At 74.3% G+C, this 14,701-nt stretch carries 14 protein-coding genes; all 14 read left to right on the top strand.

The window, feature by feature from the left end:
• The first annotated feature begins 13 nt into the window (after nt 1-13).
• Nucleotides 14-574, top strand: a complete 561-nt coding sequence (gene pyrR, locus ACI79U_RS02935) for a bifunctional pyr operon transcriptional regulator/uracil phosphoribosyltransferase PyrR (RefSeq protein WP_457064952.1) — start codon at nt 14-16, stop codon at nt 572-574.
• Nucleotides 571-1,491 (top strand): aspartate carbamoyltransferase catalytic subunit, encoded by a 921-nt coding sequence (locus ACI79U_RS02930; protein ID WP_457064954.1) that lies wholly within the window; start codon nt 571-573, stop codon nt 1,489-1,491. Before pyrR ends, ACI79U_RS02930 begins: the two co-directional genes overlap by 4 nt.
• A complete protein-coding gene (locus ACI79U_RS02925) occupies nt 1,488-2,786 on the top strand; it encodes a dihydroorotase (protein ID WP_457064956.1) in 1,299 nt (432 codons plus the stop codon). Before ACI79U_RS02930 ends, ACI79U_RS02925 begins: the two co-directional genes overlap by 4 nt.
• Nucleotides 2,783-3,943 (top strand): glutamine-hydrolyzing carbamoyl-phosphate synthase small subunit, encoded by a 1,161-nt coding sequence (carA, locus tag ACI79U_RS02920; protein WP_457064958.1) that lies wholly within the window; start codon nt 2,783-2,785, stop codon nt 3,941-3,943. The genes ACI79U_RS02925 and carA overlap by 4 nt, the downstream gene beginning before the upstream one ends.
• Nucleotides 3,943-7,257: a carbamoyl-phosphate synthase large subunit gene (gene carB, locus ACI79U_RS02915; protein ID WP_457064960.1), complete on the top strand. Its 3,315-nt coding sequence runs from the start codon at nt 3,943-3,945 to the stop codon at nt 7,255-7,257. Before carA ends, carB begins: the two co-directional genes overlap by 1 nt.
• Nucleotides 7,254-8,249 carry an iron-sulfur cluster-binding protein gene (locus tag ACI79U_RS02910; protein ID WP_457064962.1) on the top strand — a complete coding sequence of 332 codons (996 nt, stop codon included), beginning with the start codon at nt 7,254-7,256 and terminating at the stop codon, nt 8,247-8,249. Before carB ends, ACI79U_RS02910 begins: the two co-directional genes overlap by 4 nt.
• The gene (locus ACI79U_RS02905) at nt 8,246-9,199 is read left to right on the top strand and encodes a dihydroorotate dehydrogenase (protein WP_457064964.1); all 954 of its coding nucleotides are present in this window, start codon (nt 8,246-8,248) and stop codon (nt 9,197-9,199) included. Before ACI79U_RS02910 ends, ACI79U_RS02905 begins: the two co-directional genes overlap by 4 nt.
• Nucleotides 9,196-10,089: an orotidine-5'-phosphate decarboxylase gene (pyrF, locus tag ACI79U_RS02900; RefSeq protein ID WP_457064966.1), complete on the top strand. Its 894-nt coding sequence runs from the start codon at nt 9,196-9,198 to the stop codon at nt 10,087-10,089. Before ACI79U_RS02905 ends, pyrF begins: the two co-directional genes overlap by 4 nt.
• A complete protein-coding gene (locus ACI79U_RS02895; RefSeq protein ID WP_457064968.1) occupies nt 10,086-10,403 on the top strand; it encodes a hypothetical protein in 318 nt (105 codons plus the stop codon). The genes pyrF and ACI79U_RS02895 overlap by 4 nt, the downstream gene beginning before the upstream one ends.
• A gap of 234 nt (nt 10,404-10,637) precedes the next feature.
• Nucleotides 10,638-10,994, top strand: coding sequence for an integration host factor, actinobacterial type (gene mihF, locus ACI79U_RS02890; protein WP_457064970.1), 357 nt, complete (start codon nt 10,638-10,640; stop codon nt 10,992-10,994).
• 46 nt (nt 10,995-11,040) lie between these two features.
• The gene (gene gmk, locus ACI79U_RS02885) at nt 11,041-11,613 is read left to right on the top strand and encodes a guanylate kinase (protein WP_457064972.1); all 573 of its coding nucleotides are present in this window, start codon (nt 11,041-11,043) and stop codon (nt 11,611-11,613) included.
• 98 nt (nt 11,614-11,711) lie between these two features.
• On the top strand, nt 11,712-11,975 hold the full coding sequence (gene rpoZ / locus ACI79U_RS02880; RefSeq protein WP_153360746.1) for a DNA-directed RNA polymerase subunit omega: 264 nt from the start codon (nt 11,712-11,714) through the stop codon (nt 11,973-11,975).
• A 135-nt stretch (nt 11,976-12,110) separates the two neighbouring features.
• A complete protein-coding gene (gene coaBC, locus ACI79U_RS02875) occupies nt 12,111-13,328 on the top strand; it encodes a bifunctional phosphopantothenoylcysteine decarboxylase/phosphopantothenate--cysteine ligase CoaBC (protein ID WP_457064974.1) in 1,218 nt (405 codons plus the stop codon).
• 125 nt (nt 13,329-13,453) lie between these two features.
• On the top strand, nt 13,454-14,677 hold the full coding sequence (metK, locus tag ACI79U_RS02870) for a methionine adenosyltransferase (protein WP_457064976.1): 1,224 nt from the start codon (nt 13,454-13,456) through the stop codon (nt 14,675-14,677).
• The last annotated feature ends 24 nt before the right edge of the window (nt 14,678-14,701 follow it).

Below are 14,701 nucleotides of genomic sequence, written 5' to 3'. Positions count from 1 at the left end.
GGAAGGAGGCCTGATGGCCATGCCGTCCGACCTGCCCGCACCACCCCTGCTCGGCGCCGACGACCTCGGCCGCGTGATCGACCGGATCGCCCACCAGCTGATCGAGAAGGCGGGCAACTCCCTCGCCGACCTCGTGCTCGTCGGCATCCCCACCCGCGGCGCCCCGCTGGCCCGCCGGCTCGCCGCCCGGGTCGAGGCCTTCTCCGGCACCGCCGTCGACGTCGGCACCGTCGACATCACCCTCTACCGGGACGACCTGCGGCGGCGCGGCGTGCGCGCCCTGGAGGACACCCGGCTCCCCGGGACCGGCATCGACGACCGCCTGGTGGTCCTCGTCGACGACGTGCTCTTCTCCGGCCGCTCGGTGCGGGCCGCCCTGGACGCGCTCCGCGACCTCGGCCGGCCCCGCGCCGTCCAGCTGGCCGTGCTGGTCGACCGCGGGCACCGGGAGCTGCCGATCCGCGCCGACTACGTGGGCAAGAACGTGCCCACCTCCCGCAGCCAGTCGGTGCGGGTGCACCTGGCCGAGATCGACGGGATCGACGAGGTCGTCGTCACCGGGGGCGAGCAGTGAAGCGCCACCTGCTGGAGGCCGGCGACCTCGACCGGGACGACGCCACCCTGGTGCTGGACACCGCCGCGCAGATCGAGGCGGCGCTGGCGGGCCGGGAGGTCAAGAAGCTCCCCACCCTGCGCGGGCGCACCGTGGTGAACCTGTTCTACGAGGACTCCACCCGCACCCGGATCTCCTTCGAGCTGGCCGCCAAGCGGCTCTCCGCGGACGTCATCAACTTCTCCGCCAAGGGCAGCAGCGTCTCCAAGGGCGAGAGCCTCAAGGACACCGCGCTGACCCTGGAGGCGATGGGCGCCGACGGCATCGTGGTCCGGCACTGGGCCTCCGGGGCGCCGCACCGGCTCGCGCACTGGGTCCGCGGCAGCGTGGTGAACGCCGGCGACGGCACCCACGAGCACCCCACCCAGGCCCTGCTGGACGCCTACACGATCCGCCAGCGGCTGGGCCGGCTCGACGGCGTTCGGGTGGTGCTGGTCGGCGACGTGCTGCACAGCCGGGTGGCCCGCTCCAACGTCTGGCTGCTGTCCACCCTCGGCGCCGACGTCACCCTGGTCGCCCCGCCGACGCTGCTGCCGGTGGGCGTGGGCAGCTGGCCGGTGCGGGTCAGCTACGACCTGGACGCCGTGCTGCCCAAGGCCGACGTCGTGATGATGTTGCGGGTGCAGGCGGAGCGGATGAACGCCTCGTTCTTCCCCAGTGCCCGCGAGTACAGCCGCCGGTACGGCCTGGACGCCCGCCGGATGGCCACGCTGCCCGACGACGCGATCGTCATGCACCCCGGCCCGATGAACCGGGGCATGGAGATCGCCGCCGAGGTCGCCGACTCGGCCCGCTCCACGATCGTCGACCAGGTCGGCAACGGCGTCAGCGTCCGCATGGCCGTCCTGTACCTGCTGCTGGGAGGAGCTCCCGAATGATGCTCATCAAGGGCGCCCGCCCGTACGGCGAGGACGCCGTCGACCTGCTGCTCGCCGACGGCGTGATCGCCGAGATCGGCAGCGACCTGGCCGCCGACGGCGCCCAGGTGGTCGACGCGGCCGGGCTGGTCGCGCTGCCCGGGCTGGTCGACCTGCACACCCACCTGCGCGAGCCGGGCCGGGAGGACGCCGAGACCGTCGAGACCGGCAGCCGGGCCGCGGCCCTGGGCGGGTTCACCGCGGTGCACGCGATGGCGAACACCGACCCGGTCGCCGACACCGCCGGCGTGGTCGAGCAGGTGTGGCGGCTGGGCCAGCAGGCCGGGCTGGTCGACGTCGTCCCGGTCGGGGCGGTGACCGTCGGGCTGCGCGGCGAGCGGCTGGCCGAGCTCGGCGCGATGGCCGACTCCGCCGCCCGGGTGCGGGTGTTCTCCGACGACGGCTCCTGCGTGAGCGACCCGGCGCTGATGCGCCGGGCGCTGGAGTACGTGAAGGCCTTCGACGGCGTCGTCGCCCAGCACGCCGAGGAGCCCCGGCTCACCGTCGGCGCGCAGATGAACGAGGGCGACCGCTCCGCCCGGCTGGGCCTGGCCGGCTGGCCGGCCGCCGCCGAGGAGGCGGTGATCGCCCGGGACGTGCTGCTGGCCGGTCACGTCGGCGCGCGGCTGCACGTCTGCCACGTGTCGACGGCGGGCTCGGTGGAGATCCTGCGCTGGGCGAAGTCGCGCGGGGTGCAGGTGACCGCGGAGGTCACCCCGCACCACCTGCTGCTCACCGACGAGTGCGCGGAGGGCTACGACCCGGTGTTCAAGGTCAACCCGCCGCTGCGCACGGCCGAGGACGTCGAGGCGCTGCGGGCGGGGCTCGCCGACGGGACGATCGACGCCGTCGGCACCGACCACGCCCCGCACGCGGTCGAGGACAAGGAGAGCGAGTGGGCCGCCGCCCGCCCCGGGATGCTCGGGCTCGAGCAGGCGCTCTCCGTCATCGTGCAGACCATGGTCGAGCCGGGCCGGCTCGACTGGCGCGGCGTCGCCGACCGGATGTCGGTGCGCCCGGCGGCGATCGGCCGCCTCGCCGATCGTGGCGCGGCCTCGCACGGGCGGCCGCTGGCCGTCGGCGAGCCGGCGAACCTGCTGCTGCTGGACCCCACGCACCGGGCCGTCGTCGACCCGGCCGCGCTGGCCAGCCGCAGCCGCAACAGCCCCTATGCCGGCCGGGAGCTCCCCGGCCGGGTGGTCGCCACGTTCCTGCGGGGGACGGCGACCGTGATGGACGGAAAGGCACAGAAGTGACCCAGGCGATCCTCGTGCTCGAGGACGGCAGGACGTTCTCCGGTGAGTCGTACGGCGCGACCGGTACGACGGTCGGCGAGGCGGTGTTCTCCACCGGGATGACCGGCTACCAGGAGACGCTCACCGACCCCAGCTACGCAGGTCAGATCATCACGATGACCGCCCCGCACGTCGGCAACACCGGCGTCAACGGCGAGGACGACGAGAGCCGCCGGATGTGGGTGGCCGGCTTCGTGGTGCGCGACCCCGCGCGCCGCCCGGCCAACTGGCGGGCCACCGGCAGCCTGGACGACGAGCTCGTCGCCCAGGGCGTGGTCGGCATCAGCGGCATCGACACCCGCGCACTCACCCGGCACCTGCGCGACCGGGGCGCCATGCGCGCCGGGATCAGCACCGAGCTCGGCGCCGACGAGCTGCTGGCCCGGGTGACCGAGAGCCCGAGCATGACCGGCGCGGACCTCGCACCGGGCGTCAGCGCGACCGAGCCCTACGTGGTGCCGGCGGTGGGGGAGAAGCGGTTCACCATCGCCGCCCTCGACCTGGGCATCAAGACCGCCACCCCGCGGTACCTGGCCGAGCTCGGCGTGGAGACCCACGTGCTCCCCGCGACCGCGACCGCCGAGCAGCTCCTCGAGCACGGCGTGGACGGCGTCTTCGTCTCCAACGGCCCCGGCGACCCGGCGGCCGCCGACTACGCGGTCGCCGCGGTGCGCGGGGTGCTGGAGGCCCGCCGTCCGCTGTTCGGCATCTGCTTCGGCAACCAGATCCTCGGCCGGGCGCTGGGGCTGGGCACCTACAAGCTGCGCTTCGGCCACCGCGGGCTCAACCAGCCGGTGCTGGACCGGGTCAGCGGCACGGTGCGGGTCACCAGCCACAACCACGGCTTCGCCGTCGACGCCCCGCTGGACCGGCCGGTCGACACGCCGTTCGGTCCGGTGGAGGTCAGCCACGTCGGGCTCAACGACGACGTGGTGGAGGGCCTGCGGCTGATCGACGCCCCGGCCTTCAGCGTCCAGTTCCACCCGGAGGCCGCGGCCGGCCCGCACGACGCCAACCCGCTGTTCGGCCGGTTCGTCGACCTGATGGCCGCCTCGAAGGAAGGCAGTGCAGTGACACCCCCAACCGTCGTCGAGTCGAGCACGGGGGAGAACGCCTGATGCCCAAGCGGACAGATCTGCAGCATGTGCTGGTGATCGGCTCGGGGCCGATCGTCATCGGCCAGGCCAGCGAGTTCGACTACTCCGGCACCCAGGCCTGCCGGGTGCTCAAGGCCGAGGGGCTGCGGGTCAGCCTGGTCAACAGCAACCCGGCCACGATCATGACCGACCCCGAGGTCGCCGACGCCACCTACGTGGAGCCGCTGACGCCGGAGTTCGTCGAGCGGGTGATCGCCAAGGAGCGCCCCGACGCGCTGCTGGCCACCCTGGGCGGCCAGACCGCGCTGAACCTCGCCATCGGGCTGTACGAGAACGGCGTGCTGGAGAAGTACGGCGTCCAGCTCATCGGTGCCGACGTCGACGCGATCAACCGCGGCGAGGACCGGCAGAAGTTCAAGGACATCGTGCGCTCCATCGGCGCCGACGCCCCGCGATCGACGGTCTGCGGGACCGTCGAGGAGGCGCTGGCCACCGCCGCCGAGGTCGGCTACCCGGTGGTCATCCGGCCCAGCTTCACCATGGGCGGGCTGGGCTCGGGCATCGCCACCGACGAGCCGATGCTGCGCCGGATGGCCGGCCACGGGCTGGCCGACTCACCCGTGCACACCGTGCTGATCGAGGAGTCGGTGCTCGGCTGGAAGGAGTACGAGCTCGAGCTGATGCGCGACCGCAGCGACAACGTGGTGGTCATCTGCTCGATCGAGAACATCGACGCGATGGGCGTGCACACCGGCGACTCGGTGACCGTCGCCCCGGCGATGACGCTCACCGACCGCGAGTACCAGCAGATGCGCGACGTCGGCATCGCCGTGCTGCGCGAGGTCGGCGTCGACACCGGTGGCTGCAACATCCAGTTCGCCGTCCACCCGGAGACCGGCCGGCTGGTCGTGATCGAGATGAACCCCCGGGTGTCCCGCTCCAGCGCCCTGGCGTCGAAGGCCACCGGCTTCCCGATCGCCAAGATCGCCGCCAAGCTGGCGATCGGCTACACCCTCGACGAGATCACCAACGACATCACCGGGGTCACCCCGGCGTCGTTCGAGCCGTCGCTGGACTACGTCGTGGTGAAGATCCCGCGCTTCGCCTTCGAGAAGTTCCCCGGCGCCGACCCGCGGCTGACCACGACGATGAAGAGCGTCGGCGAGGTCATGGCGATGGGCCGCAACTTCACCGAGGCGCTGGGCAAGGCCATGCGGTCGACGGAGACGTCGGCGGCCGGGTTCTGGACCGACGCCGCCCAGCCCGCGGACGCCGCGGCGCTGGTGGAGCAGCTGCGCACCCCGGTCGACGGCCGGCTGTACACCGCCCAGCGGGCCCTGGCCGCCGGCGCCACCGTCGAGCAGGTGGCGCAGGCCAGTGGCTTCGACACCTGGTTCGTCGACCAGATCGCCCTGGTCAACGAGATCGGCGAGGAGATCCGGGAGGCGCCGTCGCTGACCCCGGAGCTGCTGCGCCGGGCCAAGCGGCACGGCCTGTCCGACCGCCAGGTGGCCGCCCTGCGGCCGGAGCTGGCGGGGGAGGACGGGGTCCGCACGCTGCGCTGGCGGCTGGGCATCCGGCCGGTCTACAAGACCGTGGACACCTGCGCCGCCGAGTTCGCCGCCCGGACGCCGTACCACTACTCCTCCTACGACTCCGAGACCGAGGTGGAGCCGCGCGACAAGCCGGCGGTGCTGATCCTCGGGTCGGGGCCGAACCGGATCGGGCAGGGCGTCGAGTTCGACTACTCATGCGTGCACGCCGTGATGGCCCTGCAGGACGCCGGCTACGAGGCGGTGATGGTCAACTGCAACCCGGAGACCGTCTCCACCGACTACGACACCGCCGACCGGCTGTACTTCGAGCCGCTCACCTTCGAGGACGTCCTGGAGGTCGTCGAGGCCGAGCGCGCCGCCGGCCCGGTCGCCGGGGTCATCTGCACCCTCGGTGGGCAGACCCCGCTGGGGCTGGCGCAGCGGCTGAAGGACGCCGGCGTCCCGGTGCTGGGGACGTCCCCGGAGGCGATCGACGCCGCCGAGGACCGCGGCGAGTTCTCCCGCGTGCTGTCCGACACCGGGCTGCTCTCGCCCAAGCACGGCATGGCGACGACGTCGGCCGAGGCGGTGGCGATCGCGGCGTCCATCGGTTACCCGGTGCTGGTGCGGCCCTCCTACGTGCTCGGTGGGCGCGGCATGGAGATCGTCTACGAGGACGCCATGCTGGAGGCCTACATCACCAAGGCCACCGACGTGAGCGTCGACCACCCGGTGCTGGTCGACCGGTTCCTCGAGGACGCCGTGGAGATCGACGTCGACGCCCTCTACGACGGCACCGACCTGTACCTGGGCGGGGTCATGGAGCACATCGAGGAGGCCGGGATCCACTCCGGTGACTCGGCGTGCGCGCTGCCGCCGATCACCCTGGGTGGCGAGGACCTGCAGACCATCCGGCGGGCCACCGAGGCGCTGGCGGCCCGGATCGGGGTGCGCGGGCTGATGAACGTCCAGTACGCGCTCAAGGACGACGTCCTCTACGTGCTGGAGGCCAACCCGCGCGCCAGCCGCACGGTGCCGTTCGTGTCGAAGGTGACCGCGGTGCAGCTGGCCAAGGCCGCGGCCCGGATCGCGGTCGGCCAGACGATCGCCCAGCTGCGCACCGCGGGCGTGCTGCCGGCCACCGGTGACGGCACCGACCTGCCGGTCGACGGCCCGATCGCGGTGAAGGAGGCGGTGCTGCCCTTCCACCGCTTCCGCACCATCGAGGGCCACGGGGTGGACACCGTGCTCGGACCGGAGATGAAGTCGACCGGTGAGGTGATGGGCATCGACGCGGAGTTCGGCACCGCGTTCGCCAAGTCCCAGGCCGCGGCCTACGGCGACCTGCCGACCGGGGGCACGGTGTTCGTGTCGCTGGCCAACCGGGACAAGCGCTCGGCGGTCTTCCCGGTCAAGCGGCTGGCCGACCTCGGCTTCCGGGTGCTGGCCACCGTGGGCACCGCCCAGGTGCTGCGCCGCAACGGGGTCACCTGCGAGGTGGTCGGGAAGTTCTCCCAGGGCCCGGGCAACGTGGTCGAGCGGATCCTGGCCGGCGAGATCGACCTGGTGGTCAACACCCCGTTCGGCACGCCGGGCAACAGCGGACCGCGGCTGGACGGGTACGAGATCCGGGCCGCCGCGGTGAGCGCCGGCATCCCGTGCATCACCACCGTGCAGGGCATGGCGGCCACCGTGCAGGGCGTCGAGTCGCTGCGCCGGGGTGACATCGGGGTGCGCAGCCTGCAGGACCTGCACCGGTCGCTGGCCGCTGCCCAGGCAGCCGCCGGGACGACCGCGTGACCACCGCCGCCGACCACCGGGGTGGCCACGTCGGTGGCCACCTGACCGAACCGGCCCCGGCGGCGCCGCGGCCACCCGTGCAGCGGGTGGTCGTGGTGGCCGGCCGGCGGCCGGTCGGCGCGTACGTGGAGCTGAGCCTGGCCGCTCCCGAGGTGGCCGAGCGGGCCGTCCCGGGCCAGTTCATCGCCTTCGCGGTCGGCGGCCCCACCTCCGCGCACCTGCTCCGGCGCTCCATCGCGATCGCCGGGGTGGGCGGCGGCCAGGTGCAGGTGGTCGTCTCCCCGCACGGACCCGGCTCCAGCTGGCTGGCCGGGCTGCAGCCCGGTGACGTGGTCGACGTCGTCGGCCCGCTGGGCCGTCCGTTCCCGATGCCACCGCCGGGCACCCCGGCGCTGCTGGTCGGCGGCGGCTACGGCGCCGCGGCGCTGGTCGGGCTGGCCGGGCGGCTGCGCGCCACCGGCTCGGAGGTCGCCGCCGTCACCGGCGCGGCGGCGGCCGGGCGGCTGTGCTCGGTCGAGGAGCTCGGCGCACTCGCCGCGCCGTTCGTGGTGATGACCGACGACGGCAGCGCGGGGCGCCGCGGCTGGGTCACCGAGGCGGTCGCCGAGCTGGTGCGCGGCGCCGGGGTCGTCTACGCGTGCGGCCCGATGGGCATGCTGCGCGCGGTCGCCGACGTCGCCACCGCCGCCGGGGTGCCCAGCTACGTCGCCGTCGAGGAGTCGATGGCCTGCGGCATCGGGGTCTGCATGACCTGCGTGCTGCCGGTGGTCGGCGCCGACGGGCGCACCCGGTTCGCCCGCTCCTGCGTCGAGGGCCCGGTCTTCGGCGGTGACCGGGTCCGCTTCGCCGACGTCGGCACCCTGCCGGCGGACGTCGTCGGCGCGGACGCCATGGGCCTCACCCCGCCGGCGGTGCCCACCCCGGCGGGCGCACCCCCCACCCCGGTCGCCCCGCCCGAGGCCGACCACGGCACCCCCGGAGCCCCGTCGTGACCGTCGAGCACGCCCCGCCGGCCGCGTCCGCGGTCGACATGCGCAGCACCCTCGGCCGGGTGCCGGTGCCCAGCCCGGTGCTCACCGCCTCCGGCTGCTCCGGCTTCGGCCGCGAGCTGGAGCCCTTCCTCGACCTCACCGCCATCGGCGCGGTGGTCACCAAGTCCGTGCAGCTGCGGCCCCGCTCGGGGCGGCCGACGCCGCGGATGGCCGAGACGCCCAGCGGGATGCTCAACTCCATCGGTCTGCAGGGGCCGGGCATCGACGGGCTGCTGGCCGAGGACCTGCCGTGGCTCGCCCAGCGCGGTGCGCGGGCCTTCGTCTCCATCGCCGGCACCCGGGTGGAGGACTTCGCCGAGCTGGCCACCCGGTTGCGCGGCGTGCCCGGCGTGCTGGGCATCGAGGTCAACATCTCCTGCCCGAACGTGGAGAGCCGCGGTGAGGTGTTCGCCTGCGACCCGGGAGCGGCCCGCGACGTCGTCGCCGCGGTGCGCGCCGCCGCCGACCCGGCCCAGCCGGTGTACGCCAAGCTGAGCCCCGACGTCACCGACATCGTGACCATCGCCCGCTCGGTCGCCGACGCTGGCGCGGACGGGCTGTCGATGATCAACACCCTGCTCGGGCTGGTCATCAACCCGGACACCATGCGCCCGGTGCTCGGCGGGGTCACCGGGGGGCTCTCCGGCCCGGCGATCCGTCCGGTGGCGCTGCGCTGCGTCTGGCAGGTGCACCAGGCGCTGCCGCAGGTGCCGATCCTGGGCATGGGTGGCATCCGCAGCGGCCTGGACGCGCTGCAGTTCGTGCTCGCCGGGGCCAGCGCGGTCAGTGTCGGGACGGCGGTCTTCAACGACCCCTCGGCCCCGGCGCGCATCCACGCCGAGCTGACCGCGGCGCTCGCCGCCCGCGGCTTCGGCTCGCTGGCCGACGCCGTCGGGTTCGCCCACCGGTGACCGCGACCTTCGGCCAGCGGCTCGCCGACGCCGTCGCCGCCCGTGGCCCGCTGTGCGTCGGCATCGACCCGCACCCACCGCTGCTGGAGCGCTGGGGCCTGCCGGACAGCCCGGCGGGCCTGGCCCGGTTCACCGACGCCGTGGTCGACGCCCTGGCCGGCCACGTCGCCGTGCTCAAGCCGCAGCTGGCCTTCTACGAGCGGCACGGTTCCCGCGGGATCGCCGTGCTGGAGGAGGCGGTGGCCCGGGCCCGGGACGCCGGCGCCCTGGTGCTGCTGGACGCCAAGCGCGGCGACATCGGCTCGACGATGGACGCCTACGCCGACTACCTCCGACCGGACCACCCGCTGGCGGTCGACGCGCTGACCGTGAGCCCCTACCTCGGGCCCGGGTCCCTGCAGCCGGCCGTGGACACCGCCCGGCAGCACGGCGGCGGGCTGTTCGTGCTGTCCCGCACCTCCAACCCGGACGCCGGCACGCTGCAGCACGCGGTGGTCGACCAGCCCTCCGGGCGCCGCCCCAGCGTGGCGCAGGTCGTCGTCGACGCCGTGCGGGGCTGGAACACCCCGGAGTGGGTGGTCGGCGACCCGCTGCCGGACCTCGGTGCGGTGCAGGACCTGGCGAGCCGGTTCGGGCCGGCCACCGGGTCCTTCGGTGTCGTCGTCGGCGCCACGCTGCGGGACCTCGACGTCGACCTGACGGGGCTCGGCGGGCCGGTGCTCGCGCCGGGGCTGGGTGCCCAGGGCGCCACGGTGGCGGACCTGCGGCGGCTGTTCGGCGCCGGCCGGGCCGTCGTCCCGACGGTGTCCCGGGACGTGCTGTCCGCCGGGCCGGGGACGGCGGCGCTCCGGGCCGCGGCCGACCGGTGGACGGCGGAGCTGACGGCGTGAGGCGGGCGGCGCCCTGGCTGGTGCTGCTGCTGGGCGCCGTCCTGGCGATCGCCGGCGTGATCACCTTCTGGCCGGCGAACACCCGGCCGCCCACCTGGACGGCCTACTCGGGCTCCTACGAGCCGCTGGTGCCCGGGACCTCCGAGGCGTACGGGAGCCGGCTGACCCTCTCCTTCGACCGCGTCCCGGCCGTCCTCTGGACCGGGCAGCACGTCGTCGGCGCCGGGCTGCTGGTGGCCGGGCTGCTCGTGCTGGTCGCGCTCGGCGGCTGGGTGCTCGGCCGGCGGTCGGCGTCGGCGTCCGCGTCGGCCTGATCGGCGACACGCGAACTGACCAGCAGTGACGGAATCGACGCGCGGCGTGTCCGCCGGGTCGGTCCACCGGTAGGCACACCGGCCCGGCGGTCCTGACACCGGGGCTGGCGTGACCAGCCGGTCTCGGATGACTAGGTTGGCGGCCGAGGCTCACACCGCGGGCCGTCGCGAACGAGCTGGATCACCGAAGAACTGCGCCGGCACGCGCCGGACCGAAAACGATTGGGTTGCTCCGTGCCCCTTCCCGAGTTGTCCCCCGAACAGCGCGCCGCTGCCCTGGAGAAGGCGGCCGCGGCCCGCAAGGCCCGCGCCGAGCTGCGCGAGCGGCTGAAGAGCAAGGGCACCACGGTCGGCGACGTCCTCAAGCAGGGCGAGACCGACGAGGTCATCGGCAAGATGCGGGTCTCCGCCGTGCTCGAGTCGCTGCCCGGCGTCGGCAAGGCGCGGGCGGCGAAGATCATGGAGCGCCTGGAGATCTCCCCGACCCGCCGGGTGCGCGGGCTGGGCGCCAACCAGCGCCGCGCGCTGGAGGCGGAGTTCGGCGGCGAGCACGTCGAGGCCGACGAGGTCCCCACCGAGGGTGCCCTCTGACCGACTCCGCGGTGGTCCCCGACCACCCCGGTGCGAAGATCAACGAGTGGGACGACAGAACCGCGCGCGACTGACCGTGCTCTCCGGCCCCTCGGGCGTCGGCAAGGGCACGGTCGTCGCCGAGGTCCGGCGCCGGCACCCCGAGGTCTGGGTGTCGGTGTCGGTCACCACCCGCAAGCCCCGGCCCGGCGAGGTCGACGGCGAGCACTACTGGTTCATCGACGACGAGACCTTCGACTGGCTGGCCGCCAACGACGGGCTGCTGGAGTGGGCGTCGTACGCGGGCAACCGCTACGGCACCCCGAAGGCGCCGGTCGACGAGCAGCTCACCGCCGGGTCACCGGCCCTGCTGGAGATCGAGCTGCAGGGCGCCCGGCAGGTGCGCGAGCGCGCCCCGGAGGCCCAGCTGGTCTTCCTGGCCCCGCCGTCCTGGGCCGAACTCGTCAGCCGGCTGGCCGGCCGCGGCACCGAGGCGCCGGAGGTGCAGTCCCGCCGGCTGGCGCTCGCGCAGGCCGAACTGGACGCTGCGGGGGAGTTCGACGTGGTGGTCGTCAACGACGACGTGGCCAGAGCCGCCGACGAGTTGGTAGGCTTGCTGACTGCGCCTCCGCGCGAATGACCGGTCCCGACCGTGCTGCCCGTGGAGACGCTCCCGAGTGAGCGTCCCGGCAGCACCCGGAACCCACTCCCACGAACCGAGAAGGAGCACGCTCACCCGTGTCCGGAGTCGCACCCGCCCCTGAGGGCATCACCAACCCGCCGATCGACGAACTGCTGGAGCGCACCACCAGCAAGTACGGGCTGGTCATCTACGCCGCCAAGCGCGCGCGGCAGATCAACGCCTACTACAGCCAGCTCTCCGAGGGCCTGCTGGAGTACGTCGGCCCGCTGGTCGACACCGCGCCGCAGGAGAAGCCGCTGTCGATCGCGCTGCGCGAGATCAACGAGGGCCTGCTGACCCACACCGCCGGCGAGAACTGAGGAAGGACCACCCTTCCCCCCACGCCTCGCAGGCTCGGCGCGGGCCCCTGAAGGGTGGCCGGCCGACGGCCCCGTTGTGATGAGACCCCCGGTACTCGGTACCGGGGGTCTTCTCGTGTGTGGAGGATGGACGGCATGAGCCGGATCGTGCTGGGGGTGGGGGGCGGTGTCGCCGCCTACAAGTCCGCGTTGCTGCTGCGCGCGCTCACCGAGGCGGGGCACGACGTCCGCGTGGTGCCGACCGCCGCGGCGCTGCGGTTCGTCGGCGCGGCGACCTTCGAGGCGCTGTCGGGCAACCCGGTGAGCACCGACGTCTGGGACGACGTCCCGGAGGTGGCGCACGTCCGGATCGGGCAGACCGCCGACCTGGTGCTGGTCAACCCGGCCACCGCCGACCTGCTCGCCCGCGCGGTGGCCGGCCGCGCCGACGACCTGCTCACCGCCACCCTGCTGACGGCGTCCTGCCCGGTCGTGTTCGTGCCGGCCATGCACACCGAGATGTGGTTGCACCCGGCCACCCAGGACAACGTGGCCACCCTGCGCCGCCGCGGTGCGGTCGTGCTGCCGCCCGCCGTGGGCCGGCTCACCGGGCCGGACTCCGGGCCCGGCCGGCTCCCCGAACCGGCCGACGTCGCGGCCCTGGCCGCCGTCGTCCTGGCGCACGGCGCCGGCGCGCTCCGCCCGAACCTCACCGGCCGCCGGGTGGTGATCAGCGCCGGCGGCACCCGTGAGCCGCTGGACCCGGTGCGCTACCTGGGCAACCGCTCGTCCGGGCGGCAGGGCTGGGCGCTGGCCCGGGTCGCCGCCGCACGGGGTGCCGAGGTGGTGCTGGTCGCGGCCAACGTCGCCGAGCCCGCCCCGTTCGGCGTCCGCACGGTCGCCGTGGAGTCCGCCGAGGAGCTGCGCGTGGCCATGGCGGCCGAGGCAGCCGGCGCCGACGTCGTGGTCATGGCCGCGGCCGTGGCCGACTTCCGGCCGGTCGCGGTGGCCGGCACCAAGCTCAAGAAGGGCGGCCCCGCCGAGCCGGACACCGTCGCGCTGACCCGTACCGCCGACGTGCTCGCCGAGCTGGTGGCCGCGCGGGCCCCCGGCCAGGTCGTCGTCGGCTTCGCCGCGGAGACCGGGGACGCCGAGGGCGACGTGCTCACCCACGCCCGGGCGAAGCTGGCCCGCAAGGGCGTCGACCTGCTGGTGGTCAACGACGTCTCCGCCGGCCGGGTCTTCGGCCGGGACGAGAACGAGGTGACCGTGCTGGCCGACGACGGGACGGCCACGCCCCTGCCGGCCGCCCGCAAGGACGCCGTGGCCGCCGGGATCTGGGACGCCGTCGTACGCCGGCTCACCGGGGCCTGATCCCGCCCGACCCGGGGGTCCCGGGCGCCGCCCGACGGGGACCTGGCGTCGCCGGTAGGCTCGGCCGTCGAGTTCATCACCGGACGCGGGTACCGCGCTCGGCCGCCGATCGCAGGGAGAACCGAGTGGCACGCCGTCTCTTCACGTCCGAGTCGGTCACCGAGGGGCACCCCGACAAGATCGCCGACCAGATCAGCGACTCGATCCTGGACGCGATGCTCGCCCAGGATCCCCGCAGCCGGGTCGCGGTGGAGACGATGATCACCACCGGCCAGGTGCACATCGCCGGCGAGGTGACCACGTCGGGCTACGTCGACATCGCCGACATCGTCCGGCGGACCATCCTCGCGATCGGCTACGACTCCTCCCGCAAGGGCTTCGACGGGGCCTCCTGCGGGGTCAGCGTCTCCATCGGCGCGCAGTCCCCGGACATCGCCCAGGGGGTGGACACCGGCTACGAGGCGCGCACCGCGGGCTTCGGCGACGCCGAGCACCGCGCGGCCATCGCCGACGACCTCATCGAGCGGCAGGGCGCCGGCGACCAGGGCCTGATGTTCGGCTACGCCACCGACGAGACCCCCGAGCTCATGCCGCTGCCGATCGCGCTGGCGCACCGGCTGTCCCGCCGGCTCTCCGCGGTGCGCAAGGACGGCTCGGTGCCCTACCTGCGGCCCGACGGCAAGACCCAGGTCACCGTGGTCTACGAGGACGACCGGCCGGTCGCCGTCGACACCGTGGTGGTCTCCAGCCAGCACGCCGAGGACATCTCCATCGAGACGCTGCTCGCCCCCGACGTGCAGGAGCTCGTGGTCGAGCCGGAGCTGGCCGCGTTGGGCCTGCCCACCACCGGCTACCGGCTGCTGGTCAACCCCACCGGCAAGTTCGTGATCGGCGGCCCGATGGGCGACGCCGGGCTCACCGGCCGCAAGATCATCGTCGACACCTACGGCGGCATGGCCCGCCACGGGGGCGGCGCCTTCTCCGGCAAGGACCCGTCGAAGGTCGACCGCTCGGGGGCCTACGCGATGCGCTGGGTGGCCAAGAACGTCGTCGCCGCCGGCCTGGCCCGCCGCTGCGAGGTGCAGGTCGCCTACGCGATCGGCGCCGCCCACCCGGTCGGGTTGTTCGTGGAGACCTTCGGCACCAACACCGTGCCGGAGGAGGCCCTGGAGAAGGCGATCACCGCGGTGTTCGACCTGCGCCCCGGCGCCATCGTCCGCGACCTGGACCTGCTGCGCCCCATCTACGCCCCGACCGCCGCCTACGGGCACTTCGGCCGCACCGACGTGGAGCTGCCGTGGGAGCGCCTGGACCGGGTCGACGCGCTCCGCGCCGCCGTGGGGGCCTGACGCGCTGAGCACGCCCCTCGACGA

The sequence above is a fragment of the Modestobacter sp. SYSU DS0904 genome (genome assembly GCF_054051115.1).
The sequence above is the reverse complement of the archived record's forward strand: the minus strand, read 5'-3'. Positions and strand labels throughout refer to the sequence as shown.

Bases quoted from the DNA above. Each gene is read 5' to 3' on its own strand.
- carB (WP_457064960.1), top strand. From the start codon at position 3,943: ATGCCCAAGCGGACAGATCTGCAGCATGTGCTGGTGATCGGCTCGGGG.
- coaBC (WP_457064974.1), top strand. From the start codon at position 12,111: ATGAGCCGGATCGTGCTGGGGGTGGGGGGCGGTGTCGCCGCCTACAAG.
- ACI79U_RS02925 (WP_457064956.1), top strand. From the start codon at position 1,488: ATGATGCTCATCAAGGGCGCCCGCCCGTACGGCGAGGACGCCGTCGAC.
- pyrR (WP_457064952.1), top strand. From the start codon at position 14: ATGGCCATGCCGTCCGACCTGCCCGCACCACCCCTGCTCGGCGCCGAC.